At 55.1% G+C, this 25236-nt stretch carries 23 protein-coding genes, 1 tRNA gene and 1 pseudogene; 6 read left to right on the forward strand and 19 right to left on the reverse strand.

What is annotated here, in order from left to right:
• Positions 1-251: 251 nt before the first annotated feature.
• The 3 genes from M5B97_RS15245 to M5B97_RS15255 are packed head-to-tail and all read left to right on the forward strand — an operon-like array spanning position 252 to position 6185.
• A complete protein-coding gene (locus M5B97_RS15245; protein ID WP_248731929.1) occupies positions 252-2675 on the forward strand; it encodes a TerB N-terminal domain-containing protein in 2424 nt (807 codons plus the stop codon).
• On the forward strand, positions 2672-3967 hold the full coding sequence (locus M5B97_RS15250) for an ATP-binding protein (protein ID WP_069557042.1): 1296 nt from the start codon (positions 2672-2674) through the stop codon (positions 3965-3967). Before M5B97_RS15245 ends, M5B97_RS15250 begins: the two co-directional genes overlap by 4 nt.
• A complete protein-coding gene (locus tag M5B97_RS15255) occupies positions 3942-6185 on the forward strand; it encodes a DEAD/DEAH box helicase (protein ID WP_248731930.1) in 2244 nt (747 codons plus the stop codon). The genes M5B97_RS15250 and M5B97_RS15255 overlap by 26 nt, the downstream gene beginning before the upstream one ends.
• A 155-nt stretch (positions 6186-6340) precedes the next feature.
• On the opposite strand, the gene M5B97_RS15260 is transcribed toward M5B97_RS15255, so the two are convergent.
• The 13 genes from M5B97_RS15260 to thrS all read right to left on the reverse strand — a co-directional run bounded on the left by M5B97_RS15260 (position 6341) and on the right by thrS (position 19385).
• Complete coding sequence (locus tag M5B97_RS15260; protein ID WP_248731931.1) at positions 6341-7390, reverse strand: hypothetical protein; 1050 nt, start codon at positions 7388-7390, stop codon at positions 6341-6343.
• On the reverse strand, positions 7390-8934 hold the full coding sequence (locus M5B97_RS15265) for a hypothetical protein (protein ID WP_248731932.1): 1545 nt from the start codon (positions 8932-8934) through the stop codon (positions 7390-7392). Before M5B97_RS15265 ends, M5B97_RS15260 begins: the two co-directional genes overlap by 1 nt.
• Positions 8935-9744 carry a hypothetical protein gene (locus M5B97_RS15270; protein WP_248731933.1) on the reverse strand — a complete coding sequence of 270 codons (810 nt, stop codon included), beginning with the start codon at positions 9742-9744 and terminating at the stop codon, positions 8935-8937.
• Positions 9745-9755: 11 nt separating this feature from the next.
• Positions 9756-11192, reverse strand: coding sequence for a hypothetical protein (locus tag M5B97_RS15275; RefSeq protein ID WP_248731934.1), 1437 nt, complete (start codon positions 11190-11192; stop codon positions 9756-9758).
• A gap of 736 nt (positions 11193-11928) precedes the next feature.
• Positions 11929-12005, reverse strand: a tRNA-Pro gene (locus M5B97_RS15280).
• 90 nt (positions 12006-12095) lie between these two features.
• A complete protein-coding gene (locus M5B97_RS15285) occupies positions 12096-12452 on the reverse strand; it encodes a MerR family transcriptional regulator (RefSeq protein ID WP_003174972.1) in 357 nt (118 codons plus the stop codon).
• A complete protein-coding gene (ihfA, locus tag M5B97_RS15290) occupies positions 12433-12735 on the reverse strand; it encodes an integration host factor subunit alpha (RefSeq protein WP_002553164.1) in 303 nt (100 codons plus the stop codon). The genes M5B97_RS15285 and ihfA overlap by 20 nt, the downstream gene beginning before the upstream one ends.
• Positions 12736-12738: 3 nt before the next feature.
• Complete coding sequence (gene pheT / locus M5B97_RS15295; protein WP_248731935.1) at positions 12739-15117, reverse strand: phenylalanine--tRNA ligase subunit beta; 2379 nt, start codon at positions 15115-15117, stop codon at positions 12739-12741.
• Between the two features lie 26 nt (positions 15118-15143).
• Positions 15144-16160, reverse strand: coding sequence for a phenylalanine--tRNA ligase subunit alpha (pheS, locus tag M5B97_RS15300; protein ID WP_034099107.1), 1017 nt, complete (start codon positions 16158-16160; stop codon positions 15144-15146).
• Positions 16161-16269: 109 nt separating this feature from the next.
• The gene (gene rplT, locus M5B97_RS15305) at positions 16270-16626 is read right to left on the reverse strand and encodes a 50S ribosomal protein L20 (protein WP_003174975.1); all 357 of its coding nucleotides are present in this window, start codon (positions 16624-16626) and stop codon (positions 16270-16272) included.
• A gap of 30 nt (positions 16627-16656) precedes the next feature.
• Positions 16657-16851 (reverse strand): 50S ribosomal protein L35, encoded by a 195-nt coding sequence (gene rpmI / locus M5B97_RS15310; protein ID WP_002553160.1) that lies wholly within the window; start codon positions 16849-16851, stop codon positions 16657-16659.
• A gap of 60 nt (positions 16852-16911) precedes the next feature.
• Positions 16912-17463 (reverse strand): translation initiation factor IF-3, encoded by a 552-nt coding sequence (gene infC, locus M5B97_RS15315; RefSeq protein WP_185021903.1) that lies wholly within the window; start codon positions 17461-17463, stop codon positions 16912-16914.
• Positions 17463-19385, reverse strand: coding sequence for a threonine--tRNA ligase (gene thrS / locus M5B97_RS15320; RefSeq protein ID WP_123716889.1), 1923 nt, complete (start codon positions 19383-19385; stop codon positions 17463-17465). The genes infC and thrS overlap by 1 nt, the downstream gene beginning before the upstream one ends.
• Positions 19386-19751: 366 nt before the next feature.
• On the opposite strand from thrS, the gene M5B97_RS15325 reads away from it, so the two are divergent.
• Together M5B97_RS15325 and M5B97_RS15330 are read left to right on the forward strand one after the other, a co-directional pair.
• On the forward strand, positions 19752-20066 hold the full coding sequence (locus tag M5B97_RS15325; RefSeq protein WP_123716888.1) for a hypothetical protein: 315 nt from the start codon (positions 19752-19754) through the stop codon (positions 20064-20066).
• A gap of 289 nt (positions 20067-20355) precedes the next feature.
• On the forward strand, positions 20356-20568 hold the full coding sequence (locus M5B97_RS15330; protein WP_003234260.1) for a cold-shock protein: 213 nt from the start codon (positions 20356-20358) through the stop codon (positions 20566-20568).
• Positions 20569-20641: 73 nt separating this feature from the next.
• On the opposite strand, the gene M5B97_RS15335 is transcribed toward M5B97_RS15330, so the two are convergent.
• Positions 20642-20962 (reverse strand): I78 family peptidase inhibitor, encoded by a 321-nt coding sequence (locus M5B97_RS15335; RefSeq protein WP_248731936.1) that lies wholly within the window; start codon positions 20960-20962, stop codon positions 20642-20644.
• A 144-nt stretch (positions 20963-21106) separates the two neighbouring features.
• Positions 21107-21414, reverse strand: a pseudogene (locus tag M5B97_RS15340) (hypothetical protein).
• 155 nt (positions 21415-21569) lie between these two features.
• Here M5B97_RS15340 and M5B97_RS15345 point away from each other — a divergent pair.
• On the forward strand, positions 21570-21782 hold the full coding sequence (locus M5B97_RS15345; RefSeq protein ID WP_248731937.1) for a hypothetical protein: 213 nt from the start codon (positions 21570-21572) through the stop codon (positions 21780-21782).
• A gap of 33 nt (positions 21783-21815) precedes the next feature.
• Here the strand turns inward: M5B97_RS15345 and M5B97_RS15350 are convergent, their stop codons facing one another.
• From M5B97_RS15350 to M5B97_RS15365, 4 genes are read right to left on the reverse strand one after another with little or no spacing between them, the layout of a single operon-like run.
• Positions 21816-22844 (reverse strand): nucleoside hydrolase, encoded by a 1029-nt coding sequence (locus tag M5B97_RS15350; protein WP_248731938.1) that lies wholly within the window; start codon positions 22842-22844, stop codon positions 21816-21818.
• A gap of 27 nt (positions 22845-22871) precedes the next feature.
• Positions 22872-23276, reverse strand: a complete 405-nt coding sequence (gene rbsD, locus M5B97_RS15355) for a D-ribose pyranase (RefSeq protein ID WP_134656744.1) — start codon at positions 23274-23276, stop codon at positions 22872-22874.
• Complete coding sequence (gene rbsK / locus M5B97_RS15360) at positions 23273-24190, reverse strand: ribokinase (RefSeq protein ID WP_134656745.1); 918 nt, start codon at positions 24188-24190, stop codon at positions 23273-23275. Before rbsK ends, rbsD begins: the two co-directional genes overlap by 4 nt.
• A 23-nt stretch (positions 24191-24213) precedes the next feature.
• Positions 24214-25236, reverse strand: coding sequence for a LacI family DNA-binding transcriptional regulator (locus M5B97_RS15365; protein WP_248731939.1), 1023 nt, complete (start codon positions 25234-25236; stop codon positions 24214-24216).

Here is a 25236-nt window from a genome sequence, read left to right on the forward strand (position 1 = left end):
TTTTACCCATTCACCACTCCATATACAGCAGCATTGCGCAGGCAGTGGTCAGCTCCGGGGCGGTTAGTCCGTGGCGATGGCGGGGGATGATCTGCGCGCGTCACGCTGAAAAGCTACTTCTGATGATTGTAGCTATTCGTGCGCGAGCAAAATTATCCGATCAATAGCGTTCCTCAGGCCATGGTTCTCGTAGGGCAATTATCGGATACTGCCATTGCGCCAGCACCCATATTTCAAGGTTGAAACGAATCATGGCAAGGAAGAAGGCAAAAAATTCTACAAGTAACGGCATCCTGATCATTTTCGCTCTGGCCTTCGGCGCAGTCGCATCGATCCCGAAAAATGCTTGGATCGCCATTGGTGTTATTGCTTGCATTGCCGCGGTTTTTTGGCTGCTGGTTCGTCGCTCAAGGCGACAGGCCGAGCAATTGTCAGTGGCCGTTTCGGAGACGGAACATCTGCGAGAGCATCAACGGTCAGGCATCACTTTCTCTATCCGTGAGGTTTCAGGGAGCAATATGGGCACAGAGGAAACCTCTGATTTTTACACTGTCCAACTCGGCTCAGCATCTTCAAAGTCCTTCAAAATTCCAAATGCGAGCACGCAAAAACCTGATGTTAGCTGGGTGCCAGCAGGTGAATCTGTCACCGTTTCCGGTTTTTCAATTCCCGGTGGCATGTTCTATATGGGCAGCGTGCTAGGTGGCCGGCACGATGCCGAAGAACCCTCACTGATAAACCCCAAGCTCCGTATCGCAAAGACACACGTCGATCTAGAAGAACGGCTGATGTCCTATTGGCCCAGTTTTCACTCCATCACGTCAGAGGCTCGCCGTGGATACCTTCAATGGCTGGAGGGCGGTCGTCGTTACCCACTGGCAGACACCGGCTACGTCTTTTTGTATTTCTATGGTCTAGAGCGTCGAGCACTCGTTGACGCAGTGAGTGACCCGGGCGTCAAGGCTGAGCTTCCTTTGATCGTAGAAGAAGTCCAGCGCCTATTGAGTATCTACGGGGAAAATAGGTCGTTCAGGGGATATGCGGAAGGTTTTCTGGATTACCTGAGCAACACCAAGATCGATCCAGACCTTTACCTTGGCCCACCTCCCAACGTTGTCGCGTATAGCTACGAGATGCCACTGCCACTGCGCGTAGGTCTGGGGCAATTCGCCTCCAACAAGCGCCCCCTTGATGCCGATTGGGCACTAGCCTGGGCGCTAGCTGACCCCAACATCAGCAAACGCACGCCCGTGACCCGCTGTAAGGATGTCTTTTCGAGACTGTTCAAGCTTAAGTACACAAGCGCCCATCCTAAGGGCCTTAGCCTGGCGCAGAACAAGACCAAGCTTAAAACCAGCTATCGGCCGGCATCCGCGGTCTTAATGGCGCCCACGCTTAGCTTGGGTGAACTTCCTGATGTCCTGGCCACGTCAGGCACACGAAAAAGCCTGCAGTTGCTGGTTGAGCTATGCACTACCGAGCTTGAACCCTACAGCCGATATTTGGGCCGCAACCCTGATAGCGCAGAAGCTCTCGAAGGTCTTTTGCAGCTTCCCGTCGCTCTCTGGCCGACGGCAGCCCGTGCAGAATTGGACGAGCTTCAATTCAGAATTGGCGACGACCTGATTGTCATGAGCTTTGGCGAACTAGCAGGCCGGTTCAAGAGCGCCGGCGCCCTGTCCCGCGACAAAGTACTTGCACTTGCCCGCGCACTGGAATCGCTTCACATCGGTATTGAACCCGACGTACTGGCTGGCAGTAAGACACCGAAGGCAGAGGATCAAATCGCGCTGTTCGTGACTCAACCAGAAGACGGGTCACTGCGAGCTTCTGCAGCTTACAATGCAGCTTCGGTGACGCTCGACCTTGCTAGCGCTGTAGCTTCTGCCGATGGTGATACCTCCACTGAGGAAGTTACGCTGCTTGCTCAACACATCGACTCCTGGAATCACCTGAGTGTGGCCCATCGCAAACGCCTTAAAGCACACCTGCGAATCCAGATCCAGCAACCACCAACGCTGGCCAGCCTGAAGAAAAAACTCGACCCACTAACGGTCGAAGCCAAACGCACGATTGCCAGCTTCCTGGCCCATCTGGCGCAAGCTGATGGCATCGTCAGCCCATTGGAAGTGAAACTTCTTGAGCGCGTTTACAAGGCCCTGCAGCTAGACAGTCAGTTGCTGTACAGCGATCTCCACGGTGCTGCATCTGGAGCAAGTATTGCCTCCGTAAAACCAAAAGCCGGCATTCCTCGTCCCGAGCCTGGTACCCCGATCACCGCCACTGCAAATCAAGGGTTCGTGCTTGATCACGAGCGCATTGCAGAACTGCAACGAGAAACCGCAGAGGTCTCCGCGCTCCTTGCCGAAGTCTTCACTGATGACCAGGTTGACGAACCGGAACAGTTGGTCGATGTGGCAGAATCAGTACAAGAATCGAGTGCAGACATTGATGGTCTCGATTTGGAACACTCTGCATTCCTTCGGTTGCTGATCTCACGCCCTGAGTGGAGCCGCTCCGAACTTGAAGCTGCCGCCAGCGACATGGAGCTGATGCTCGATGGTGCCCTGGAACAAATTAACGACATGGCTTTTGAACGTTTCGACATGCCCGTCACTGAGGGTGATGACCCTGTCGAGATCAATACAGACATTCTGGAAGAGTTAGCCCTATGAGCACTATCAGAGCCAAGGATCGCGATGCGGTCATCCAGTCGCTACGCGCAGGCGTCGTTCCTCGCGTGGGCCAACACCTGATTCAGGTTGGCCGGGTAGGCGAACTAGATGCACTGATTAAGGACGTCAATCGCCTGGTTGAAAGTGGATCGGCATTTCGAGTCGTCATTGGCGAGTACGGTGCGGGCAAGACGTTCTTTCTGAACCTGGTACGAGCCATTGCCATGGAGCGCAAGCTTGTCACCATGCATGCCGACTTGAACCCAGATCGCAGATTACATGCCACGGGTGGACAAGCACGTTCGCTTTACTCCGAGTTGGCTAAAAACATGTCGACTCGTACGAAGCCCGACGGAGGGGCTATGCAAGGCATTGTTGAGAAGTTCATCTCTCAGGCCAAAACCGAAGCCAAGGCGGCGGGTACGGACAGCGAGACTGTTATTCGTGCTCACTTGGCCGAGCTGACCGAGATGGTCAACGGGTATGATTTTGCGGAGGTGATTGCCGCCTATTGCCGAGGTTTCGAAGAAGGCAACGAGCAGCTCAAGGCCGACGCCATCCGTTGGTTGCGTGGAGAGTTCACCACTAAGACTGATGCCCGAGCAGCCTTGGGTGTACGAACCATCATTGATGATGCCTCCGTCTACGATCAGCTCAAGCTCCTGTCGAGATTCGTCAGACTTGCAGGTTTTGGCGGTCTGATGATCTGCCTCGACGAACTGGTCAACCTCTACAAACTGGCCAATACCCAAGCTCGTAATGCCAATTACGAACAGATCCTCCGTATTCTCAACGACTCTCTGCAGGGATCGTCCGAAGGGCTTGGTTTCGTTTTAGGTGGCACTCCTGAGTTTTTGATGGACACTCGTCGGGGGCTATTCAGCTACCCTGCCCTGCAATCTCGATTGGCCGAGAACTCGTTTGCAAAATCAGGATTGGTGGATCTATCGGGGCCGGTCATTCGCCTGACCAGCCTGACCCCGGAAGACTTCTACGTGCTGCTTCAGAAACTTCGTCACGTATACGCTGGCGGGGATGTCGAAAAATACTTACTACCTGACGAAGCGCTCCCCTTGTTCATGGCGCATTGTAATCAGCGCTTGGGAGAAGCTTACTTCCGCACGCCACGTACCACGATCACAGCGTTCATCAACCTGCTCGCCATCTTGGAGCAAAACCCGGGCGCCGATTGGCGAATGCTGCTTGGAGCCGTCGAGGTCGCCAGGGACTCAGGCGGCGAAGACGATACCAAAGTCGATGCGGACGATGAACTTGCCACCTTCACACTCTGAGTCATCGGGTTTCGATCAACTTGAGTCCCGAATCCAGAGATGGGTTTGGGCGGAAGGCTGGACTTCCTTGCGCGACGCCCAGGAATGGGCGGTACCTGTTCTGGTGGATGCCGATCAGGATGTCATCATCGCCGCAGCAACAGCGGCAGGCAAAACCGAGGCTGCTTTTCTTCCCATACTCACCAATTTGCTGAATCGTGATGATCCACCCGGTTCGGTGCTGTATATCAGCCCGCTCAAGGCCCTGATCAACGACCAGTGGGACAGGTTAAGCCGTCTTTGTGAGCAGCTTGAGATTCCCGTAGTGGCTTGGCACGGGGACATCTCCTCAAGCAAAAAACATCGCTTTTTGAAGTCCCCTGAGGGGGTGCTTCTGATCACTCCTGAGTCCCTTGAAGCTCTGTTCGTCAACCGCGGTTCAAGTCTTGGCGGGGTGTTCCAGCACCTGCGTTATATCGTCGTGGATGAGCTGCATGCGTTCATCGGTAGCGAACGAGGCAAGCAACTTCAGTCGCTAATGCATCGGGTAGAACTTGTTGCCGGCCACCGTCTCCCTAGAGTCGGGCTCTCAGCCACCCTCGGCGATATGAAGATGGCGTCGGAGTTTTTGCGCCCGGGAAATGCCGATGGCGTTACCGTCATTGAATCAAAAAGCTCCAACCAGACTCTCCAGGTGCAAGTTCGTGGTTACATTCAGCCACCCATGAGCGAGCTCAAGAAGAAGCCCGTAAAGCTCTCTGACCAGGCGGAAAATGAAGACGAGACAGAGAACGAGGCAAGCCCAGACTTCGCGATCGCTGATCATCTTTACAAGGTGTTACGCGGCAGTAACAACCTGATTTTCCCAAACAGCCGGTCTCTGGTTGAATGGTACGCAGATCAACTGCGACGGCGCTGCGAGAAAGACGGCGTGCCTAACGAATTCTGGCCTCATCACGGTAGCCTTTCGAAGGACTTACGTGAGCAAGCAGAACATGCTCTCAAGGCAGGGACTCATGCAGCATCCGCGATTTGCACCACGACGCTTGAGCTCGGCATAGACATCGGCAGCATCAAAACAGTCGTGCAGATTGGTGCCCCACCATCGGTGGCGAGTCTGCGACAACGTCTAGGGCGATCGGGAAGGCGCCCAGGAGAAAAAGCAACGCTGCGCGTTTACTGCAAGGAATCGCCACTCAAAGATGGATCGAGCCTCTCGGATCAACTGCGCCAAGGCTTGGTTCAAACCATTGCCATGGTTCGACTGCTGGCCAAGGGGTGGTTTGAACCTCCCAGGGCTCAAGGCATTCACGCGTCCACCCTCGTTCAACAATGTCTTTCAGTGATTGCCCAGTGCGGCGGTGCATCTGCTGCAGATCTCTGGAAAAGTTTGATTGCTGAGGGAGCATTTCCAAAAGTTGAGAAACCAGACTTTGTGAAGTTGCTCAAGGCGCTCGGCGAGCACGAGCTCATTGTTCAGGACAGCTCAGGGTTGCTTCTTCCTGGGACGGTTGGAGAGCGATTGATCAACCACTATGAGTTCTACAGCGCATTCACCAGCGACGAAGAATTTCGCCTTGTATGCGATGGTAGGGCACTGGGATCTGTGCCGGTAAGCCGTCCACTGACCAAGGATCAGCGCATTATTTTCGGAGGCCGGAGGTGGCAGGTTCGTGATGTTGATCTCCAGGCCAAAGTCATCATCGTTTCAGCAGCCCGCTGTGGTGCCCCTCCTCAGTTCGATGGTCTGGGTGCGATGGTGCATGACAACGTACGCCAAGAAATGCGAGCCGTCTTGGCAGACACAATCCCCTGCCCCTTTATTGATCAAGGGGCTCAAGAGCTTCTCGACGAGGCTCGAAAGACATTTGTTTCGCTGGGACTTGGTAAGCGCTACATAGTTGAGTCGGGCGGTAAGTGTTATCTGATGAGCTGGCTAGGTGATCATGCCAACGATGCACTGCGCTTGTTACTCAATCATGTCGGCCTTTCTTGTGATAACGCAGGCCTTACCATTGAGGTTGACGCCGACATCGGTCGAACCCAAATGGCACTGAAGGAAGTCGGAAGCCTGGATGCTGCTGATCTAGATTCGATACTTTCGGAGGTGGAAAACATGCTGCGCGAAAAGTGGGATTGGGCACTGCCGCAATCCTTGCTGATGAAGTCGTTTGCTTCCATATCGCTCGATATCTCGACCGCAATTCTTTTTGCACAGAGTCATTCTCTGGAAAAATAAGTGGAAGAAACCGCACTGCATTGCGCCGACGCGACTACGCGCGAACACGCTGACGTCCCGCCACTGGGCTGGTGATGAGTGATCATTACCAGCCTAGCCTTGCGTAATTCTGAGCCTGTTAACACGGCTCAGAAACCGCATGTCGACGACAAGACCTAACGTCGAACTTCAACCTTGTAGAACAAATTTTCTATCATCAGGCGGCGCCGATCAGACATCACTGCCCCTTGAATTTGACTCGCCAGTCGCACATAGAATTTACACTCTCGTTGATTGGCTAAATCAGATATGGAGCGTGCCGCCTGAAGAAAGTCCTCATACGTGCGAGTGGTGTTTGCCATCAGAGCGGAGAAATTCGGAAGCGCTTCAGCATCTGCCTGTCGTGTTGGCGGCCAGGCCGGTTCAAAGCTCAGCGAGTCCTCCTTCAAGTACACCGTGAGGAACATTTCTGCTTTGCCGGCTTCGTTCGCCCAGCAAGGCGGCAGATCGCCTCCCTTGCCCTTGTTCAGCTTGTTTTGTAGAAACTGAACCTGCCCTTTCAGGTCACTGTTGGTTTTCTGCAACGTCGTCGGATTTGCACCTTGTTTCTCGGCTTGGGCATAAGCTTCAGCGTTCTTCACAATGTCTGAAATCTGCTCCAAAGTCGGAACGACTTCTTGCCCTAACGCGGTCTTCAACAATTGCTCAGTTGCCTTGAGAGCACCTATGCGTTTGATGACGTCCGTGGGTTGTGCGTCCTTTTCCTGGTCAGGATCGACCACGAGTTTTTTGAGCTGGTCATAGGACATCATTGTTTCAAGGATAAGGCGCTTGGCATCTTCACCCTTGTTTTTGCTACCAGCCTCCTGCAAAGCCTTATCGATAGCGGCTAGCGCAGTAAGCTGTTCATCTTTCTGAGTGAGTAGCACCTTGAGGCGGCCGGCCTCTTCTTTTGCCTTGGAGGCATCGATGAGCTTCGAAATGATCTCGTCTGGATTTTTCACCTTAAGAGAAACCATTCGCGCCTTGAGCTCATCACTCGCAAGCTTGATAGCTTGTTCACGCTCATCGATATTTTGATAGGCAGAAATTTTGTTCGCCATCTCCGTATTCTTATGCGTGAGCTGCCAAACTTTGTACCCCATCAGCAAAAGAAGAATGAAACACAAAATGATCCAGATTTCGGTAAGTGACAGCTGAAACACCTGATCATTTTTAGAACTCATCAGGCAGTTCTCACATCCGACGCAGGCACATGGTCGAGGGCCAGCGTCGCGTTGGCAATTGACTCGAGTGATGGTCCGAAAGCTTCTTCGCTGGCCGCTAACAAACGTGTTTCAGGATTGCTGATGAGATCAATCTTGCCCATCAGCTCATCCAGCAATCTGGCATTCGCCGCCTCGATGCCGCGGTTGCTCGATTCAACGCTGGCAGCCAGCGCCTTATGCACATCACTGCTGGCCACGACCGCCTCCACCAACGGCATCAACGTCAAGCGTAAATTGTCCGCGAAGACCTCGTTACTCTTAACACCGGAATCGCTGACGGCATTTAGTGCGCCCGTTACTTCCTGAGTTAAACGCTCCACTGTGGTTTCGTCACTCACAACAGTGCGTAATTCTTCAAGCTTTTCGACAATTTTCGCGAATACCTGCTGGTTAGCTTTCATGTCCTCCATGAAATCCTCTCGTTGATCTTCCAACGCATCCAGATAGCTTTTTTGAATTTGTTCCACTCGATCCATGACGTCACTGCCCTGTGACTTCATCGATTGCGCCAAGCGTTCTTGGCTTTCCACGATAGAACTAACCGCGGCGACTGCCTGCCCGATCGTTTCAGTTTTGGTGTTCAAACTACGGATCGCAGTGCCCACCATCCGAGCGGCAGCCTTGACGTCCAATGCCAATGTAGAGACCCCTTCGTTCAGGGTGTCGGTGGTTCCGGATAGCGTATCAATAGCGGGGTTAAGTTTTTGAGCGAACAGGTTATCCGGGAACAGAGTCTGATCGAGCCGCTCCTGTGCTTTTTTACCGAAGTCGAGTGCATGCGATTCCATGCGATCGAGTGTCTGAGAGCTCTTCTCAGAAAGCCCGTTGATGGTGGTCAGTAAATCCGTACTGGCGTCATTGGCTTGTTTAAGGATGCGTTCGAAAGCTTCATTGCTTTGACGGGTAGCGCTGGCGAAAAACGCATCCATAGCATTGGTGCTGTGCTGAGAGATCGTGGTGATTTGCTCATGGACGCTCTGCACTGCTTCCTTGGAAGCAGCCATAACTTGATCCCTGAACACCTCCAGCTGCTGGCTGGCAGCGTCAAAAGCCATGGTCAGGTTTTCAGCCGACTGAACAGCACGCTCCTCAACGCTCCTGACCGCGTCGTTTGTATCAACTTTGAAGCCTGTATGTAGCACCCTGGCTAGCATGCCTATGGCTGTGCTCACCATCGCGGCGCCAAACCGAACGGCCATTCCATTGAGATTCTCACCAATGGAGTTAATGTCGAGCAGACAGATGATGATGCTGCCGACAGTGAATAAGAACCCGAGGTAGTACACCGAGTCCGCAAATTTCGCGAGGGTGAGCTGGACGTTCCACTTCTCCCGTACGCGGTAACCTACAAACCAATAACAACACATCACGAGCAATGGAAGCACAAAGCCGAGCCAGAAAGGCTCGTTGAGTAGGAGGCTGGTTACGGCCAAAGTAGCCTTGAGTATTACCGCCGCAATGAAGTAGGTTTGCACCCGGCGCACGTGCTTGTTGAAGTCCAATTACAGCCCCTCCATTGCAGTAATTGCCTCAACCGAAACCCCGTTGGCCTCGAAATATTGAGCCCAGAAATTGCCAAGCTCGTTGGTTTGTGGCGTTTTCTGCTCGTTAGCCAGCAAATTGATGGTCACGGTGGCTCCGTTTAAGCCTGGCGCTTGGGCGTTGCGACCATAAGGAGACTTGGCAAACTCTGCATAATTGTGTCGTTTATTTTTGTACATTGAGAAATCAGGCATGTTGGCCAACATGTCCGAGTAGATGACAAGCTTGCGGTCACCTTTTACGTTGGCATGATCGAACCCGTTGATGCCTACCAATTGGAGCATCTGAAAAATGGGTGACAGCTTGCTGTGTTCGTCGAGTGGGATATGGCGCACAACGGCATCGAGCGGCTTGGCGAACTTTTCATTGAAATCCCTATCAACAAACTTCTTGGTCGCCGTGAGTTGACTGCGATCGCCCCACTGACCAGGGTTGCAGCGTTCGAAGATAGGCTTTTCGTTTTGCTCAAATTTTTCCCCGAGCAAAAACACAGAAAGCAGGTGCCCTTCAGGCACCTCGTTCACCACCATCGTCTTGAGCCGCTGGGACAAAGCAGCCTTCTGGGTGAAAGGGAACGGCGAGGTGTTATCAATTAACACGACATATTGGCCTTTAGGGCCGTTACTGGGGCAAAGGGTCTCCTTGTCCAGGGTTTCGTGGTTCATTTTGTAATAGCCAATCCCGCCGAGCACCAAGGCGACTGCAACGCCAATCACACCACCCCAAATCCATTTCCCGGTGTTACTTTCACGCTTGGCATAAACCGACATCACAAATCCCCTTATACCAAATCCTGGAGCGGCTGAAGCTGGTTGTATTGCTGATTGAACGAGGATTGGACTCTTGCCCGGATCGGCTCAACTTCAGCGACCAATTCACGCAGAAGCTGCTCCTGTGCATCCAGTCGCAACTCATCCTTTTGAACACTGAAATCCGGCATGTCCAGGGGGCCAAATGTCACTGGATGGTCGAAATAATCAGGTGGTTGAGCATCCGTAGGGCGCGCCATCATATTTTCGTTCTGGTAGTAGCGGGTTAGGCTCTGCAGCGTTTCATCGGCCATGACCAGCGTTTCGGATACCTGTTTTTTCACTATCGACTTCTGGTTCATATTGAACTTGAAAGCTTTGATCGCCTTTTCAGCTGCCTGCACGCCGCTATCGATTTTCAACAGCACTTCGGCCTTCTCGACTTCCAGCCTATCTCGCAAGCCTTCGATCAGTTCGATATAGCGGCGGTGAGCCTCAGCATATTGACTCCATACCCCCGCATACCCCGGATAGCGATCCGTGAAGTTGTAGCCCTCCCAAACGCCGACACAGCCAAACACAATCGTCCCGAAGAACAGAATCAATGACTCGAAATCCTGAATGGGAAATATGCCTGTGCGAAGGCTTTGCCAGACCAGAGGGAAGGCGTTTTGACTTCCGCCTTCATCCACGGTCAGCACATAACGGAAATAGGAGATCAACACCCCCAATCCAATCATGACGGCTACTGCCAAAGCGAAAGAGACCCAACCCCAAAACTGGCGTGTTCCCCTGACGTGGTTCTTGTTTCTGAAACCAAGCCCTGCGAGAAAACACGCAAGTACGTTGAAAAACGACAACATGAAGGCCATCGTAAAACCGCTGAGCAAACCACCCTCCAGTCCTGAGCCGAAGAACGTGGCATTTAGCGCGCCTTCTAGGACGCAACAGCCAAGCACGACCATCAGCTTGAAAAATTGGCTACCACCAGTGTGGCATTTTGCAGGGATGCTGGGCAGGCGGTTTTCGCTACGAAAATCGCTGAGGATCTGAAATTTTGTTTTTGTGTCAGTTGCGAAATCCTTCATACGCCCGTCTTCACGAGTAAGGTGATGATCGGACGTACGAACAAACTCGTTCCCTAACTCGATGGCGCGGTTCATATCCAGCGTAATGTCGATCGAGTCCAGGCGATTCTGAATTTGCTTAACACGCTGCTCGCCATACTTCACCGTTTGCTCTCGCATCCGGCCAAGCTCCGCACGGACGGCGTGCTCAGCAGCGGTTAATTGCGTATCGCCGCTCCTCGGGATGCCTTTCGCGCCGTGTTCTCTAGCGATTTTTTGAAGATCCAGCTTTTTCTTGAGCTTCTCAGGGTCAATCTTCGGGATGAGCGGTTCGCTATGCTCTGTTTCCTGGCTCGAAAAAAGGGAAGCAATAAAAGCAAAGAATCTTTTGAAAAAATGCATTGAAGACATCCATGCGCTTTGTTAATCAATGACTTATGACATTCATATGCGCAAGCGTGCTACGCAGCATAAATTGCCGTTTTTATCGTTCTGGAGGGTGAGTTCAGGAGGAATCGTCGTCCGTAACGTGCAGCCGTATCAAATAGCCATCAAGATGGCGAAATGATGACTGCACCACTGCTCCATAGCAAGCAGGAACGAGTAGTTTGCGGACTAACGGACGGGCTAATAGGCGGCTGCTAGTCAAAGCAAGAATTTTTACTCGGCTGGAGGCCCAACTAGGTTGGATCATCCGCGCAGTACTAGAAGGGTCCGAACTATTCGCCAAGCAGCCTCAACTTGTAGGCCGCTGCCACGCCTTTGAAGCTAGATTGTTCATGGTGGACTATGACCTACGCAGTCTAGTCCCCCGACGGCTATACGATCCCAGTGCCGCCCAAGCCTAACTACCGGGTATGCAGGATGACCCGAGCGACCTGAGATAAACAAGCTGATGATTGACTTGTATGTAGTTCTCAATCAGCAAGAAAATAGCCTTAAACACTCAAAAACGTTAGGACCTGAAGAGAAAGACCAAACAGCATTGGTAAAGAGAACACGCGTGAGCGCCAAAGCCTGCGCCCGCCCACGCGGAAGCCGTGAGGATTCCACCCAGAGCCGGTGGTTTTGTGGGGGTAAAAACGGCAAAAAATAAAAAGGGGTCGCGAGATAAAATCTCGCAACCCCTTGAATTATATGGTCGGGACGGAGTGATTCGAACACTCGACCCCTAGCACCCCATGCTAGTGCGCTACCGGACTGCGCTACGCCCCGACTAGGCGTGTTACTGGGTTCGCTTCGCAACGAAGCGATCAGGAATATACCGCAAGCTTTTGAAATGTGGAAGTATTTTAAAAGCCTGAATTATTTCTTCAAAACCACGAGTACATCTTCGAGTTCGGAGATCATCTGGCGGATCAGTTGTTTGTATTGGGTGGTGTCGTCTTTGGCTTCATCACCGGACATACGCTGGCGCGCACCGCTGATGGTGAACCCCTGGTCGTACAGCAACGCGCGGATCTGTCGGATCATCAGCACATCCTGGCGCTGATAATACCGACGGTTCCCGGTGCGTTTGACGGGGTTGAGTTGAGGAAACTCCTGCTCCCAATAGCGCAACACGTGCGGTTTTACCGCACAGAGCTCGCTGACTTCACCAATGGTGAAGTAGCGTTTGCCTGGGATGACGGGTAGCTCGTCGTTATGACTTGGTTCCAGCATAAGCCTCAACTCGGGCCTTCAACTTCTGCCCTGGACGAAAGGTGACCACACGGCGAGCCGTGATCGGGATTTCTTCTCCCGTTTTTGGATTGCGGCCAGGCCGCTGGCGTTTGTCCCGCAGGTCAAAGTTGCCGAAACCGGACAGTTTGACCTGCTCATTGTCTTCCAGAGCGTGCCTGATTTCTTCAAAAAACAGCTCGACCAATTCCTTGGCCTCGCGCTTGTTCAGACCCAACTCTTCGTACAGACGTTCCGCCATCTCAGCTTTCGTCAAAGCCCCCATACGTCACTTCCTTAACGTGGCGTTCAACCTTTGTTCGAGCGAGGTGAGGATATTTTGTGTCGTGGTATTCACCTCATCGTCATTAAGAGTGCGCGATGGATGCTGCCAGGTCAAGCCAACTGCAAGGCTTTTTCTATGCGGATCAATGCCTTTACCCTGATAGACGTCAAATAGCCTGAGGTCTGTCAGCCATTCCCCTGCATTTTCACGGATTACGTCCAGAACCGCGGTAGCGGCGACTTCACGGTCAGCGATCAAGGCGAGGTCACGGCGCACTTCAGGGAAGCGCGACAACTCGCTGAATTTAGGCATTTTGCCCGAAGCCACTTCAGCCAGGACCAGTTCAAACACGAAGACCGGACGATCAAGCCCCAGGGTTTTCGACAGCTCAGGGTGAATGGCGCCGACGAAGCCCACCAGACGCCCTTCCCGCTCGATCCGTGCAGTCTGGCCCGGGTGCAACGCCGGGTGGCTGCCTGGCACAAACGTAAAGTCGCCCAGCGCACCGGCAAAGCCCAATACTGCTTCCACGTCAGCTTTGACGTCGAAGAAGTCCACGGCATCGCGACCTTGCGCCCAGCCTTCCGGCAAGCGGCTACCGCAGACGACACCGGCCAGCATCGGCTCTTGCTTCAGACCGTCCAGTTGCCCCACAAAACGCAAGCCGCTTTCGAACATGCGCACGCGATCTTGCTGACGGTTCAGGTTATGGGAAAGTGCTTTCACCAGGCCAGGCCACAGCGACGAACGCATGGCCGCCATGTCGTTGGAAATCGGGTTAGCCAGCATCAGCGGTTCAACACCTGGGTTGAACAGTTCGAACTGCTTCGGATCAATGAAACTGTAGGTGACCGCTTCCTGGTAGCCGCGGGCGACCAGCAGACGACGCAGCTCAGGCAGGTGAGCACGGGCCTCAGCCTTGGGTTGCGGCGCCAGGCGCGCTTGCGGATAACGAACCGGCAAGCGGTTGTAACCATACAGGCGGGCCAATTCTTCGATCAGGTCAACTTCCAGGCTGATATCGAAGCGATGGCTCGGCACCTCGACGTACCACTGGCCTTCCCCACTCAAGGAAATACCCAGGCCGAGGGCCGACAACAGTTGCTCGATTTCAGCTGGCTCGATCTTCAGGCCAAGCATCTGCTCAACGCTTTTGGCACGCAGGGTGATGGGTGCAACGGACGGCAGGTGCTGCCCACTGACGGTTTCAGTGATCGGACCGGCGTCGCCACCAGTGATTTCCAGCAGCAGGCCGGTGGCACGCTCCATGGCTTCACGGGCCAGTTTCCAGTCCACGCCACGCTCATAGCGGTGCGAGGCATCGGTGTGCAGGCCGTAGGAACGCGCCTTGCCAGCGATGGCAATCTGATCGAAAAATGCACTTTCCAGGAAAATATCGCGCGTGGTAGCGGACACGCCGCTGTGCTCGCCACCCATCACGCCGGCAATTGCGAGGGCGCGGGAATGGTCAGCGATTACCAGGGTATCCGCACGCAGGCTAACTTCCTGGCCGTCGAGCAGAACCAGCTTTTCACCTTCCTCAGCCATGCGTACGCGGATGCCACCGTTGATTTCGGCGAGATCGAAGGCGTGCAGCGGCTGACCCAACTCCAACATCACATAGTTGGTGATGTCGACAGCAGCATCAATACTGCGCACGTCGGCGCGACGCAGACGCTCAACCATCCACAATGGGGTTGGCTTGGACAGGTCGACGTTACGGATCACACGGCCCAAATAACGTGGGCAGGCGTTTGGCGCCAGCACTTCAATGGAGCGCACTTCGTCGTGCACTGCAGCTACGGGGGCCACAACCGGACGCGTGACGGGTGCGTTGTACAACGCGCCGACTTCACGAGCCAGGCCGGCCAGGGACAGGCAGTCGCCGCGGTTCGGGGTCAGGTCGACCTCGATGCTGGCATCTTCCAGATTCAAGTAAACGCGGATGTCCTGGCCTACCGGCGCATCAGCCGGCAGCTCCATCAGGCCATCATTGCCCTCGCCCACCTGCAGTTCAGCCTGGGAGCAGAGCATGCCATTGGACTCGACACCGCGTAGCTTGGCTTTCTTGATCTTGAAGTCGCCTGGCAGTTCTGCGCCGATCATGGCGAACGGAATCTTCAGGCCCGGGCGCACATTCGGCGCTCCGCACACGACCTGGAAGGTTTCGGTGCCATTGCTGACCTGGCACACACGCAATTTATCGGCGTCGGGATGTTGCTCGGTGCTCAACACCTCACCCACCACCACGCCGCTGAAAACACCGGCGGCCGGCGTCACGCTATCGACCTCAAGGCCGGCCATCGACAGACGGGCAACCAGCTCGTCGCGATCTACCTGCGGGCTTACCCAGCCACGCAGCCATTGTTCACTGAATTTCATCCTGCTCTCCTAAAGATTCGTTACGACTAGCGAAATTGCGCGAGGAACCGCAAGTCGTTGTCGAAGAACAGACGCAAGTCGTTCACGCCGTAACGCAGCATGGCCAGGCGCTCAACGCCCATGCCGAAGGCAAAGCCCGAGAACTCTTCCGGGTCGATCCCGGACATGCGCAGTACATTAGGGTGGACCATGCCGCAGCCCATCACTTCCAGCCAGCCGGTCTGCTTGCAGACGCGGCAACCTTTACCGCTGCACATCACGCATTCCATATCGACTTCAGCGGATGGTTCAGTGAACGGGAAGAACGAAGGACGGAAACGCACCGCCAGCTCTTTCTCGAAGAACACCCGCAGGAACTCTTCGATGGTGCCTTTGAGGTCGGCGAAATTGATATCGCGGTCAACCAGCAGGCCTTCGACCTGGTGGAACATCGGCGAGTGGGTGATATCCGAGTCGCTACGGTACACACGGCCCGGGCAGACAATACGGATCGGCGGCTTGTTCGCTTCCATGGTGCGGACCTGTACCGGCGAGGTATGGGTGCGCAACAGCATGTTTGCGTTGAAATAGAAGGTGTCATGCATCGACCGGGCCGGGTGATGGCCTGGGATGTTGAGCGCCTCGAAGTTGTGATAGTCGTCTTCGACCTCAGGGCCTTCGGCAATGCCGTAGCCGATGTGGGTGAAGAACTGCTCGATACGTTCCAGAGTCCGGGTGATCGGATGCAGACCGCCCGAGGCCTGGCCACGGCCAGGCAAGGTTACGTCAATGGACTCGGCCGCGAGCTTGGCTGCAAGGTCAGCCTCCTCGAGCGACGCTTTGCGCGCATTGAGAACCTCTGTGACACGCTCCTTGGCGACGTTGATCAGCGCACCGACTTGTGGTCGCTCTTCAGCCGGCAAATTTCCCAGGGTCTTCATCACCTGAGTCAATTCACCCTTTTTGCCAAGGTAGTGAACCCGGATTTGCTCCAGGGCATTGATATCTTCAGCGCTTTGCACAGCCTCAAGAGCTTGAGCGACGAGCGCGTCCAGGTTTTCCATGTACAGACTCCAGATACAAAATAGGGGAAGAGCTTGAAGGCTCTTCCCCTATTTATGACGTTTACCACCTTGGGCTACAGGAGCAGCCCAGGGTGACTGTCGGGGGTACTTAAGCCAAGGTGGCTTTAGCTTTCTCGACAATCGCAGCAAACACCGCTTTTTCGTTCACGGCCAGTTCAGCCAGAACCTTACGGTCGATTTCGATGGACGCTTTTTTCAGGCCAGCGATGAAACGGCTGTAGGACAGACCGTTAACACGAGCACCAGCATTGATACGAGCGATCCACAGAGCGCGGAACTGACGCTTTTTCTGACGACGGTCACGGTAGGCGTATTGGCCAGCCTTGATTACCGCTTGCTTGGCAACACGGAATACGCGTGAACGCGCGCCGTAGTAGCCTTTGGCAAGTTTCAGAATTTTTTTGTGACGTTTACGGGCAATGACGCCACGCTTTACACGAGCCATGAGTTACTTCCTCTATTCTTGATCCAAAAATTAACGAAGGCGCAGCATGCGCTCGACTTTTGCCACGTCAGACGGATGCAGCAAGCTGCTACCGCGCAGTTGACGCTTACGCTTGGTCGACATTTTGGTCAGGATGTGGCTCTTGAAAGCGTGCTTGTGCTTGATACCGTTAGCAGTTTTCAGAAACCGCTTAGCAGCACCACTTTTAGTCTTCATCTTTGGCATGTTCGGATACTCCGCATTCAGTTGATAAACATAATCAGAAGGCCTGCCGTGCCCTGTTGATTACTTCTTCTTTTTCGGGGCGATGACCATGATCAGTTGGCGTCCTTCCATCTTAGGATGCTGTTCGACCGAACCGTACTCGAGCAGGTCTTGTTCAACCCGCTTGAGGAGTTCCATCCCCAGCTCCTGGTGGGCCATCTCACGGCCGCGGAATCGCAAGGATACCTTGGCCCTGTCCCCATCACTCAGGAAACGTACCAGGTTGCGCAGTTTTACCTGGTAATCCCCTTCCTCCGTCCCTGGACGAAACTTGATTTCTTTTACTTGAATCTGCTTCTGGTTCTTCTTCGCTGCAGCAACCTGCTTCTTCTTTTCGAAGATCGACTTGCCGTAGTCCATCACCCGGCAAACGGGCGGGACTGCGTCGGCGGAGATTTCCACCAGGTCCAATTTGGACTCTTCAGCGATACGAAGCGCTTCATCAATCGAGACGATGCCAATCTGCTCGCCGTCAGCGCCAATTAACCGAACCTCGCGTGCCGAGATATTCTCGTTGATCGGGGCTTTCGGTGCAGCTCGTTTATCTTGTCTCATTTCACGCTTAATAATAATTACTCCGAATCTGGGCGACCACGCCGGGAAACCGCTTGCGCGAGAAACTCAGCGAACTGGGCGACGGGCATCGAGCCCAGGTCAGCACCTTCACGAGTACGCACAGCGACAGTCTGCATCTCGACTTCCCGATCTCCAATAACCAAAAGATAGGGAACCTTGAGCAAAGTATGCTCACGGATTTTAAAGCCGATCTTTTCATTTCTCAAGTCGGACTTGGCACGAAATCCGCTTTCGTTGAGAGTTTTTTCAACTTCAGCGGCGAAATCCGCCTGTTTATCAGTGATATTCATGATCACTGCCTGGGTCGGAGCCAGCCACGCAGGGAATGCACCCTCGTAGTGCTCGATCAGGATACCGACGAACCGCTCGAACGAGCCGAGGATCGCCCGATGCAACATAACCGGGTGTTTACGGCTGTTGTCTTCGGAGACGTATTCGGCGCCCAAACGGATCGGGAGGTTAAAATCGAGCTGCAGGGTACCACACTGCCAGACGCGACCAAGGCAATCTTTCAGCGAAAATTCGATCTTCGGACCGTAGAAAGCGCCCTCACCCGGCTGCAGGTCGTACGCAAGCCCCGCACTGTCCAGCGCTGCGGCCAATGCAGCTTCGGCGCGATCCCACAGCTCATCGGAGCCGACACGTTTTTCCGGACGAGTGGACAGCTTCATCTCGACTTCGGTAAAGCCGAAATCTCGATAAACGTCCATGGTCAGCTTGATGAACGCGGCGGATTCAGCCTGCATCTGCTCTTCGGTGCAGAAGATATGGGCGTCGTCCTGGGTGAAGCCACGCACACGCATGATGCCGTGCAACGCACCCGATGGCTCGTTACGGTGGCAGGCACCGAATTCGGCCAGGCGCATCGGTAGCTCGCGGTAGCTCTTCAGGCCCTGGTTGAACACCTGCACGTGGCAAGGGCAGTTCATCGGCTTGATGGCGTAGTCGCGGTTTTCCGACTGGGTGGTGAACATGTTGTCGGCGTAGTTGGCCCAGTGCCCGGATTTCTCCCACAGGCTGCGATCAACGACCTGAGGCGTCTTGATCTCCAGGTAGCCGTTTTCGCGTTGAACCTTGCGCATGTACTGCTCGAGCACTTGATACAGGGTCCAGCCGTTCGGGTGCCAGAACACCATGCCCGGCGCCTCTTCCTGGAGGTGGAACAGGTTCAGGCGCTTGCCGATCTTGCGGTGATCGCGTTTTTCAGCTTCTTCGATGCGCTGGATGTAGGCCGCCAGTTGTTTCTTGTCAGCCCATGCAGTGCCGTAGATCCGCTGCAGTTGCTCGTTCTTCGCATCACCGCGCCAGTAGGCACCGGACAGCTTGGTCAGCTTGAACGATTTGAGGAAGCGCGTGTTCGGCACGTGCGGACCACGGCACATGTCGACATATTCTTCGTGGTAGTACAGGCCCATCGCCTGCTCGTCCGGCATGTCTTCCACCAGACGCAGCTTGTAGTCCTCACCACGAGCGGTGAAGACGTCGATCACTTCGGCGCGCGGCGTGACCTTCTTGATCACGTCGTAATCTTTTTCGATCAGCGCATGCATGCGCTGCTCGATGGCCGCGAGGTCGTCCGGAGTGAAAGGACGCTCGTAGGCGATATCGTAATAAAAGCCTTCTTCGATGACCGGGCCGATCACCATTTTCGCCGTCGGGTACAACTGCTTGACCGCATGGCCAATCAAGTGCGCGCAAGAGTGGCGAATGATCTCCAGCCCCTCCTGATCCTTGGGCGTGATGATTTGCAGGCTGGCATCGGTGGTGATCAGGTCGCTGGCGTCGACCAGCTTGCCGTCGACCTTGCCGGCCACGGTGGCCTTGGCCAGGCCGGCACCAATGGATGCGGCGACTTCGGCTACGGAAACCGAATGATCGAATGAACGTTGACTGCCGTCGGGAAGAGTAATAGTTGGCATGGCGCCTCCTCTCCTAGTGGTGACCCCTACCAAAGGTCACGTGGGTTGGGATGAGCCAGTACAAGATCCAATACCAGGCCGTTCAATGATGAACGCCTGCCTTACAGCGGCAGGAGCCTTTCGGCCAACCGATAATCGAACCAGAGTGACTGGAGTGAGCTAAAAAGACATGGCGAGGCGGCAAATGGCGCGCCTGAGAAATAGCCAGAAAGCGGATGCTAGCACAGATGAACGGTCATCGCGTTGGCGACTCTTTATGTGAAGACAAATTCCAGGCTTTATAGCCGCAAAAGTGAACTTGGACTGTACGACAGCCCTCAAACCCACTGAGAATCGACGTTCGTCCTCAAACCAAAGGAGCACTCCATGATGCGTTTTACCTCCAGCCTCGCTCTCGCCGCCTCCCTGACCCTCCTTTCCCTCGGTGCACAGGCAGCAGCCCCATCGAACTGGCCAGCGGGCGCACGGGACAGCTTCGTCAGCGACTGCAGCAAAGCTGCCAGCCAGAACGTGGATGCCAAAACCGCAAAAACTCACTGCGAATGCGGCGCCGACAAGATCAACGCCGAATTGAGCACCGCCGAAATCAAGGAACTCATGACTAACCCGAACGCCAGCCCGGAGCTTAGGAACAAAGCCGTCGCGGCTATTTCGTCCTGCAAAGTCGTGAAGAAAAACTAAGATTTGCCACTGATCACACAGCTTCACTGCGGATAAAACAGTCCAAAAGCCGCCATTTCTCACAAAATACGCAGCTTTTACGGCTTTTTTTATCAGTTGATATTTCGGGCCAAAGCCCCGTAGATCGGGGCTTTCAGCAGGCCAGGGCATGAAACACAACGCTATTGATTAGCAAACAGTGCCTTGGGGGGGCTCCCAAGTCGAACATTTCGACTATGATAGCTCGGTGTGCCCAGTTGGCCTGAGCAGCACAGCACTACTGAAAATATATGTTTCTTGGAGATACACCATGTCTAATCGCCAAACCGGCACCGTTAAATGGTTCAACGATGAAAAAGGCTTCGGCTTCATCACTCCTCAAGGTGGCGGTGACGACCTGTTCGTACACTTCAAAGCTATCGAAAGCGACGGTTTCAAAAGCCTGAAAGAAGGCCAAACCGTTTCCTTCGTGGCTGAGAAAGGCCAAAAGGGTATGCAAGCTGCACAAGTTCGCGGCGAGTAATTCCCCGCTGAGCTAAAAAAACCCCGTCCATGTGACGGGGTTTTTTATGGGCGCTACAAAAGACGAGACGCTATCAGCCGCAATTGACCCGCGTGATCACCAGATTGTCGTCGGTGTTCAGGTTCAAGCGGTCGGAGCGATACTCCAGCGTAATCATATCGTTGGGCTTGAGGATACGTGCGTTCTGCGCACCGGCACGCGTACGCGCCTGCTCCAGCAACTGAGGCGAGGCTTTCTGGCCGATCGTGAACTCGGCGGCCTTCGACTCACAGCGGCTATGACCGGAATCGGTCACGGTGACATCTTTGCCTGGCTCAGAGGCACCCGGGGTGCTGCAACCCGCTAATGCGAGTGCTGCCAACAAAGTACCGAATGATGCGAGCTTCCAAGGCATGAAGCCTCCTATGATAAAAAATGGACAGAGATCGTGCGACAGCAGTCAAGGCGATTGGTTTCAAGACGTTAACCGCCTGCGCGCAAGTCTGCCTGACTCATGACCGGCAAGCGCACGGTCAATCGTGACTAGATATGAACGTATTCAGTAGATATCGATGTAGTCAGACGACGGTTTTGGCCAGTTCTGTTTCAGTGCATTGAAAATCTGCATGACCCAGACTTCATCGCTGGCCGCCACGATGCCGACATAGCCGGCCCCTTTGGCCCAGGTCTCCAGGCGAAACAGCAGGCCCTCAACGTCGAAACCGCCGACAGCCTTGCCGGAAGAGATATACGCGATACCAGCTCTGGTTACCCGCAATTGGGTATGTTCGTCATCACTGGCACTGGCAATGAGTTGACGCACGGCTCCAGCGTCAGGTTCTCGGGGTTGCTCAAGTCGATCTGCACGCGGCGTTTCCCAACCTTTAAACAGGCACACAGTGTCGCACAGCACCTGCCCTATGCCTAAGTAGCAGTGCCAATCGTGGCTTAAAGTGGTTAACTTCCCACGCTAACGCCGCGTTTTAGCGAACTGCCCCGTACCTACAGCTCACGAGACCTTCATGACCACCGTAACGCTCCAAGCCGACATCAAAGCCAAATGGCCCCAGGGACAAAGCGCCTATAGCCCTGGAAGCCCTGAAGAGCTGGCAATCATTGGTATCGACCTGCTGGTCAAGGAGCTCGGCACCCTGGCGGCACAAGCGTTCATCGGCCAAGTATTCGAAAAATACCCGGCCAACCACCTGGGCGCCCACAATCCGGAGCGCGAATAAGAACCGGCCGGCGAACGCCGACCGGCAACTGCATTACTTCAGGCGTGCCAAACGCTCAGTCAGCAGATCAAAGAAGCCCTGGGCATCGCCGTTCTCAACCCAGAACGCGTTTTTCGGCTGTTTCAGGCCGTCGTACCAGTCGACGATGGTCTGACCGAAGGTTGGGCCTTCGCGGCTGTCGACTACCACATTCACCTCACGTCCGCTGAACAACGCAGGCTTCAGCAGGTAGGCAATGACCGTGGCGTCGTGTACCGGGCCGCCAGGAATGCCGTAGTGCTCCATGTCGCCCTTGACGTATTCATTGAGAATATCGCCCACCACCTTGCTTGCATTGTTGTTAAGCGCGGCGATTTTTTTCAGGCGAGCCTCGCTGGTCAGCACCTTGTGGGTCACATCCAGTGGTAGGTAGGTCAGCTTTACACCACTTTTCAGCACGATCTCAGCCGCAGCCGGATCGGCGAACAGGTTGAACTCGGCCACTGGCGTAATATTGCCGCCATTGAAATGCGCGCCCCCCATCACGACGACTTCCTTGATGCCCTGGGTGATTTCAGGTGCCTGGGTCAATGCCAGCGCCAGGTTGGTCTGTGGGCCGAGCATGGCGAGGGTAATGCTGTGCGGCTTGGCGCTGCTCAGGGTCTTGATCAGGTAGTCGACGGCATTGCCTTCGGCCAGGCCTTTCTTGGGTTCGTGCACGGTAACGCCGGAAATGCCTTCCTTGCCATGAATGTTCTCTGCGTAGATCGGCGTGCGCAGCAGCGGTTTTGGCGCACCGGCGTACACCGGAATATCTTCGCGCCCTGCCCACTCGCGTGCCAGGCGAGCATTGCGGGAGGTCTTGTCCAGGCGCACATTGCCGGCGACGGTGGTCAACGCACGAATGTTCAACTCCTCCGGCGAGGCCATGGCGAACAGCAACGCCACCACATCATCGGCCCCCGGATCGGTATCGATGATCAGGTCGATTTTTTCCGCCGCTTGGGCGCTTGCAGCAGTGAGCGCGGACAAAAGCAGAACACTCCGGAACAGGTTTTTCAGGGTAGGTAGACCACGTTGCATAAAGCACTCCTTGTCATAGGGGGGACGCTAGAACGTTACGCCGGACACCAGCGCGATATTGCAGTACGGCTGACACTCGCCGGTGCGCACAACCGCACGGGCATTGCGACTCAGTTGCTTGAATTCGTCATGGCTGAGCAGACGTCTCTCACCCAGCGCAGCCTGCTCTGCGAGCGCATTGAGCGCGGTCAGAGCAGGTGGTTGTTTAACCAGGATCTCTTCCGCCAGCACATGGCTTTCCACCTGCATTTCGCTCAGCACGATACGCAAGGTGCTGATGAAATCCGGAATACCCTGGGTCAGCGCCAGGTCGATCAACTCCACGCCGGGAGGCACCGGCAGGCCGGCGTCACCGATGACCAGGATATCGCCGTGGCCCAGAGACGCGATGACCCGCGACAGGGCAATATTAAGCAGGGGTGTCTTTTTCATGAGGGCACAAAACCTTGTACGTCGTGCAGCGTAGGAATGGAGGGCTGAGCGCCGGCACGGGTCACTGACAACGCCGCCGCCACCTGGCCAAAACGGATCGCCTCGGCCTCGCTCTTGCCTGCGGCCAGCGCGGCGGCAAAGCCACCTACGAAGGTATCGCCGGCGGCCGTGGTATCCACCGCCTTGACCTTCGGCGCAGCCAGGTGTTCGAAGCCTTTACCGTCGGCAAACAGTGCGCCCTGGGCGCCAAGGGTGATGATCACCTTGCTCGCCCCCGCCTTGATCAGCGCTGTCGCCGCGACCTTGGCGCTGTCGAGCGAGTCGACCGTCACGCCGCTCAGGGCGGTGGCTTCACTTTCATTGGGGATCAGGTAGTCGATCGAGCGATACCACTCGGCAGGCAAAGGTGCGCTTGCCGGGGCAGGATTGAGAATGACCGTCTTGCCCAGCTCGCGACCGCGCTTGAGCGCATGTCCAACGGTATCCATCGGCACTTCAAGTTGACAGATGATCACTTCTGCCGCCTGTAACACCGCATCGCAGTTTTCCAGGGACGTTGGCGTCAACTGGCCATTGCTGCCCGCGACAATGACAATTGCGTTCTGGCTGTTGTCATCCACCACGATCAACGCGACACCGCTGGAACCGTCCACGGTACTGACCGCCTGGCAGTCGACCCCCTCCGCCAGCAGCGCATCACGCAATTGGCTGCCATAGGCATCAGTACCCACGCAACCAATCATTGCGACATCAGCCCCCAGACGGGCCAATGCGACTGCCTGGTTCGCGCCCTTGCCACCGGGAACGGTGGAAAACGTCTGGCCGACCAGGGTTTCTCCGGCACGCGGCAAGCGACTGGCACGGGTGACCAGGTCCATGTTCAAGCTGCCTATTACCACTACTTTTGCTGGCATACATCAGTACTCATCAATTCGGTTCAGCGGTATTGGGCGAACGCATCGGCCAATGGCGCGGTTGACTCACGCAAAACAATGCTGGGCGTCACGATGCGTTGATCGATCGGCAATTGGGGTGTTGCTATGCGTTGCAGTAATAATTCGGCAGCGGTCTCGCCCAATTGCAGGATCGACTGCCCGACCGTGGTCAGCGCGGGGTAAACGTAGCGCCCCATCTGAATATCATCGAAACCGATCACCGACAGCTCGCCCGGCACACGGATATTGCGCTCCGCGGCCGCGCGCAGCACGCCAAAACCAATCATATCGTTGCAGGCGAAAATCGCGCTGGGCGGTTTTGCCGATAACAACTGCACCGCTGCGGCATAACCACCCGTGCTGGTGAAGTCGCTTTCCAGGACGCGACCATCCAACGCCTCGACGCCCGCCTCGCGCAACGCACGCTGATATCCCGCCAGACGCATCTGAGCCACGCGGGTATGCCCAGGGCCGCCGATACAGGCGATGTCCCGATGCCCCAGTTCCAGTAAGTGCCGGGTGGCAAGGTAAGCGCCTTCTTCGTGATCGATACGCACCAGATCGACATCGATACCATCCAGCGCCCGGTCGACAATCACCATGGGCGTGCGTACCGCACTCAAGCCGGCGGCAAGACCACTGTCATCGCCGCCCACGGACGTCACGATCAAGCCGTCGACGCGCTTTTCCAACAACACGCGCAAATAACTGCGCTGTTTATCAGCGTCGTCGTCGGAGTTGCAGAGAATCACGCAGTAGCCATTGCGCTCGCAATAATCCTCGATCCCCCGAGCCAGCTCCGCAAAATACGGGTTGAGGCTATTGGGCACCAACAGGCCGATGGTCGCCGTGGTCTTGGCCTTGAGCGAACGTGCTACGGCGCTGGGCACATAGTCCAACTGCTTGATCGCCGCCTCGACCTTGATGCGTACCGGCTCGCTGACCGGACGCGTCTTGTTCACCACATGGGACACCGTGGTATAGGAAATACCCGCAAGCGCTGCTACATCCTTGATCGTTGCCAT

Origin of the sequence: Pseudomonas sp. MWU13-2517 (assembly GCF_023242545.1) — a bacterium.
Taxonomy (GTDB): Bacteria; Pseudomonadota; Gammaproteobacteria; order Pseudomonadales; family Pseudomonadaceae; genus Aquipseudomonas.

Coding starts and splice junctions, on each gene's coding strand:
- rplT (WP_003174975.1), bottom strand. CDS start 16,626: ATGGCTCGTGTAAAGCGTGGCGTCATTGCCCGTAAACGTCACAAAAAA.
- M5B97_RS15245 (WP_248731929.1), top strand. CDS start 252: ATGGCAAGGAAGAAGGCAAAAAATTCTACAAGTAACGGCATCCTGATC.
- rbsD (WP_134656744.1), bottom strand. CDS start 23,276: ATGAAAAAGACACCCCTGCTTAATATTGCCCTGTCGCGGGTCATCGCG.
- M5B97_RS15270 (WP_248731933.1), bottom strand. CDS start 9,744: ATGTCGGTTTATGCCAAGCGTGAAAGTAACACCGGGAAATGGATTTGG.
- M5B97_RS15325 (WP_123716888.1), top strand. CDS start 19,752: ATGATGCGTTTTACCTCCAGCCTCGCTCTCGCCGCCTCCCTGACCCTC.
- M5B97_RS15365 (WP_248731939.1), bottom strand. CDS start 25,236: ATGGCAACGATCAAGGATGTAGCAGCGCTTGCGGGTATTTCCTATACC.
- M5B97_RS15255 (WP_248731930.1), top strand. CDS start 3,942: ATGAACTTGCCACCTTCACACTCTGAGTCATCGGGTTTCGATCAACTT.
- thrS (WP_123716889.1), bottom strand. CDS start 19,385: ATGCCAACTATTACTCTTCCCGACGGCAGTCAACGTTCATTCGATCAT.
- rbsK (WP_134656745.1), bottom strand. CDS start 24,190: ATGCCAGCAAAAGTAGTGGTAATAGGCAGCTTGAACATGGACCTGGTC.
- M5B97_RS15350 (WP_248731938.1), bottom strand. CDS start 22,844: ATGCAACGTGGTCTACCTACCCTGAAAAACCTGTTCCGGAGTGTTCTG.
- ihfA (WP_002553164.1), bottom strand. CDS start 12,735: ATGGGGGCTTTGACGAAAGCTGAGATGGCGGAACGTCTGTACGAAGAG.
- M5B97_RS15345 (WP_248731937.1), top strand. CDS start 21,570: ATGACCACCGTAACGCTCCAAGCCGACATCAAAGCCAAATGGCCCCAG.
- M5B97_RS15260 (WP_248731931.1), bottom strand. CDS start 7,390: ATGAGTTCTAAAAATGATCAGGTGTTTCAGCTGTCACTTACCGAAATC.
- rpmI (WP_002553160.1), bottom strand. CDS start 16,851: ATGCCAAAGATGAAGACTAAAAGTGGTGCTGCTAAGCGGTTTCTGAAA.
- M5B97_RS15250 (WP_069557042.1), top strand. CDS start 2,672: ATGAGCACTATCAGAGCCAAGGATCGCGATGCGGTCATCCAGTCGCTA.
- pheT (WP_248731935.1), bottom strand. CDS start 15,117: ATGAAATTCAGTGAACAATGGCTGCGTGGCTGGGTAAGCCCGCAGGTA.
- M5B97_RS15275 (WP_248731934.1), bottom strand. CDS start 11,192: ATGCATTTTTTCAAAAGATTCTTTGCTTTTATTGCTTCCCTTTTTTCG.
- M5B97_RS15285 (WP_003174972.1), bottom strand. CDS start 12,452: ATGCTGGAACCAAGTCATAACGACGAGCTACCCGTCATCCCAGGCAAA.
- M5B97_RS15335 (WP_248731936.1), bottom strand. CDS start 20,962: ATGCCTTGGAAGCTCGCATCATTCGGTACTTTGTTGGCAGCACTCGCA.
- M5B97_RS15330 (WP_003234260.1), top strand. CDS start 20,356: ATGTCTAATCGCCAAACCGGCACCGTTAAATGGTTCAACGATGAAAAA.
- pheS (WP_034099107.1), bottom strand. CDS start 16,160: ATGGAAAACCTGGACGCGCTCGTCGCTCAAGCTCTTGAGGCTGTGCAA.